The sequence below is a fragment of the Pedobacter sp. HMWF019 genome (assembly GCF_003061025.1).
In the GTDB taxonomy this organism is placed as follows: Bacteria; Bacteroidota; Bacteroidia; order Sphingobacteriales; family Sphingobacteriaceae; genus Pedobacter.
Window position 1 is genome coordinate 1 of sequence record NZ_QAIL01000277.1, and the last position, 2,884, is coordinate 2,884.

Sequence of the window (2,884 nt, forward strand, 5' to 3'; positions counted from 1 at the left end):
CTTCGAATAGGTAAACTAGTTTTGTGCCGGTTTCATTTTCGATTTCGAGAACTTGTTGCTCCGGGATTCCACTAAAAAATTCAAAGTTATCGAGATAACCTGAATTGATTAAAAGCGAGCCAAAATAGTCTTTTGAAAAATTTATAATATAACCATCTGGCTCTGTTTCAAAATCCCAGCTGTGCACCTGACCCGGGATCATAAAATAAATGAGTTGCGGTTTTACATCAAACTTTTTAAAATCAATATGTTGTTTCCCTGTTCCCTTTGTAAAATAGACCAAATGGTAAAAGGAGTGTCTGTGTGCCGAGTGCAGGTGCTGGTGATTTTTAGAATAGTAACCAAATCTGCCCACAAATATCCCTTTGTTTTTATACTCCTCAAAGGTGCTGATGTCGTAAACAGGGATATTCGATTTCATAGATCAAAGGTAGCCAATAAGAATCGACTGTAAAAGGTAATAAATGAAGTTTAAATAGTACTTTTTACTGATTTAATTAGTTTGGTTGTGAGTTTTCGCCATTAAAACTGCATAATGCTAATCTTCAGATTGTATTTTTCATCAGTGTTTAATTTATTTTAATAGGTGATTTGTACCTTGCTGTACTGGATGTCTTTAACAGAATAAGAATGTTTGGAATTGATCTTTGTCTGTACTGCTTTAAGATTTTGTACATTGACAACTATATCAGACCTTTGGAATTATGGGACACCAGGAGAAACATCTAAAAAGTTCCGAATTTATAACAGATATCGTAATTGGTATAAGTGACGGCCTTACTGTGCCATTTGCGCTGGCAGCGGGATTAAGTAGCGCCGTGAGCAGCAATAACATCATTACGACTGCAGGCATTGCAGAGATCATTGCTGGAAGCATTGCTATGGGGCTTGGGGGCTATCTTGCCGGAAAAACGGAATCCGAGCATTATCAGTCTGAACTCTCCAGAGAATATGCAGAAGTGGAACGGATCCCTGAGGAAGAAAAGCAGGAGATAAGGGAGATTTTTTCGGAATATGGCTTTTCTCGGGAAGCACAGGATTTGCTCGCTGATGAACTTTCAAAGGATAAGGATAAGTGGGTGCAATTTATGATGAAGTATGAACTGGGACTGGAGGAGCCTAATCCGAACCGAGCCAGAAACAGTGCTGCGACTATTGGACTTTCCTATGCCTTGGGTGGGTTGATTCCATTGCTTCCCTATTTTTTTACTCCAACCCCTCTGGAAGGTTTAAAGTATTCATCGGTTCTTGGTCTTGTTAGTTTATTTCTGTTTGGTTTTTTTAAAAGTAAAGTAACCGGGCAACCTCTTTTACAAGGTGCTTTAAAAGTTATGATTATTGGAGCTCTGGCAGCTAGTGCAGCTTTTGGGGTTGCAAAATTATTTAGTTCCTAGGAAGGCCTTCTGTAATTATTTATTTAACATTGCAGGTACAAGTTTGGACTGTAAATTATGCTGGAGGAAAACAAAGTTAACCATTACCTCGATTTTTTTGATCTGGCTCCTGAAGAGCTGATGTCGTTATTTAGTCTGGCCAAAGAGAAAGTACTTAAAGAGGGGGATGTCTATGTGAAAGAGGGGAGTACTACTGGTAAACTGGCCTATATTAAGAGTGGCCTGATCCGCTGTTTTCTTTTAAAGGAGAACGGTGAGGAAACGACAGTTCTACTGCGTTGGGAAGATCAGTTTTTTACGGCTTACGACACCGTTCTTTTTAACCAGGCTTCCCGGTTTACCTATCAGGCCATGGAGCATACTGTTCTGCTCGAAGCCGATTACCAGGTATTTATGGATTTTTTAAACAAGAATTCTAAGTTTAGTAAGGCGAAAGATTATTTTCTGATCTCCATGCTTGCCGAAATGATGGAACGTGTAGAGTCATTTGTTCTTCTTAATCCGGAGGAACGTTATCTGCGTTTACTTAAAGATAAGCCTAATATTGTACAGCGCTGTCCAGACAAATACATTGCCACCTTACTTGGAATTACCCCGGTATCTTTGAGCAGAATCAGAAAAAGGCTTACGAGTTCATCATTTGCAGTACCTAAAAAATGAAATTAAAAAAGGCTTTCATTAATTAACTTTTGTTAATTCAGACTGGCCCTTCGATGGATTAGTTTTGGGTGTTTAAAAAGAAACACTATGGAACAGTTTATCGAAATATCAACCAAATTATTTGCCATATCGGCAATTCGTTATTTTGTCCTTGCGGGCATACCATTTTTACTTTTTTATAAATTATTGCATTCAAAGTTCAGCAAATCAAAGATTCAAGCCAGGCTGGCCTCGAAAAATGATTTTATGAGGGAGGTATTCTATTCAATGCTTAGTACAGCCATTATGTCGGTTATCGCTTTTGTAGTATTGTTTACTCCTTTTAGAGAATATACTTTAATATATACAGATATCAATACATTTGGGCTATGGTATATAGGGCTAAGTGTGTTCCTTTCTCTGGTTATACATGATACTTATTTTTATTGGATGCACCGGTTGCTCCATCATCCAAAGATATTCAGGTACACACATCTGGTTCACCATAAATCGGTAAATCCATCGCCATGGGCCTCTTATTCCTTTCATTTTTTTGAAGCAATTACGGAAGGATTTGTACTTGTTGTGATTGCAATGGTATTACCTATGCATCCTACTTCTGTAGCATCATTTGTGGTAGTGGCATTTATGATCAACGTGTATGGCCATCTGGGCTACGAGATTATGCCAAAATGGTTCAGGCATTCCTGGCTGTTCGAAATCAGCAATTCATCCGTATATCATAATTTACACCATAGCAAATTTAAGGGGAATTATGGTTTATATTTCCGTGTTTGGGACAGGATGATGAAAACGGAACATCCGGATTATATAAAAGAATATGATAAGAT

General features: G+C 38.1%; 4 protein-coding genes. 3 read left to right on the forward strand and 1 reads right to left on the reverse strand.

Translation table 11 applies throughout. From position 1 onward, the window contains the following. Positions 1-421: AraC family ligand binding domain-containing protein (locus DBR11_RS16115; RefSeq protein WP_199233860.1), on the reverse strand; the 421-nt coding region annotated here is incomplete at its 3' end. A 283-nt stretch (positions 422-704) separates the two neighbouring features. Between DBR11_RS16115 and DBR11_RS16120 the strand changes: the two genes are divergently transcribed. From DBR11_RS16120 to DBR11_RS16130, 3 genes are all read left to right on the forward strand, one after another. Then, positions 705-1,394 carry a VIT1/CCC1 transporter family protein gene (locus tag DBR11_RS16120; protein ID WP_108553684.1) on the forward strand — a complete coding sequence of 230 codons (690 nt, stop codon included), beginning with the start codon at positions 705-707 and terminating at the stop codon, positions 1,392-1,394. Positions 1,395-1,451: 57 nt separating this feature from the next. Further along, positions 1,452-2,054, forward strand: a complete 603-nt coding sequence (locus DBR11_RS16125) for a Crp/Fnr family transcriptional regulator (RefSeq protein WP_108553685.1) — start codon at positions 1,452-1,454, stop codon at positions 2,052-2,054. 87 nt (positions 2,055-2,141) lie between these two features. Next, positions 2,142-2,884, forward strand: a 743-nt coding sequence (locus DBR11_RS16130; protein WP_108553686.1) for a sterol desaturase family protein, incomplete at its 3' end; no start/stop codon positions are given.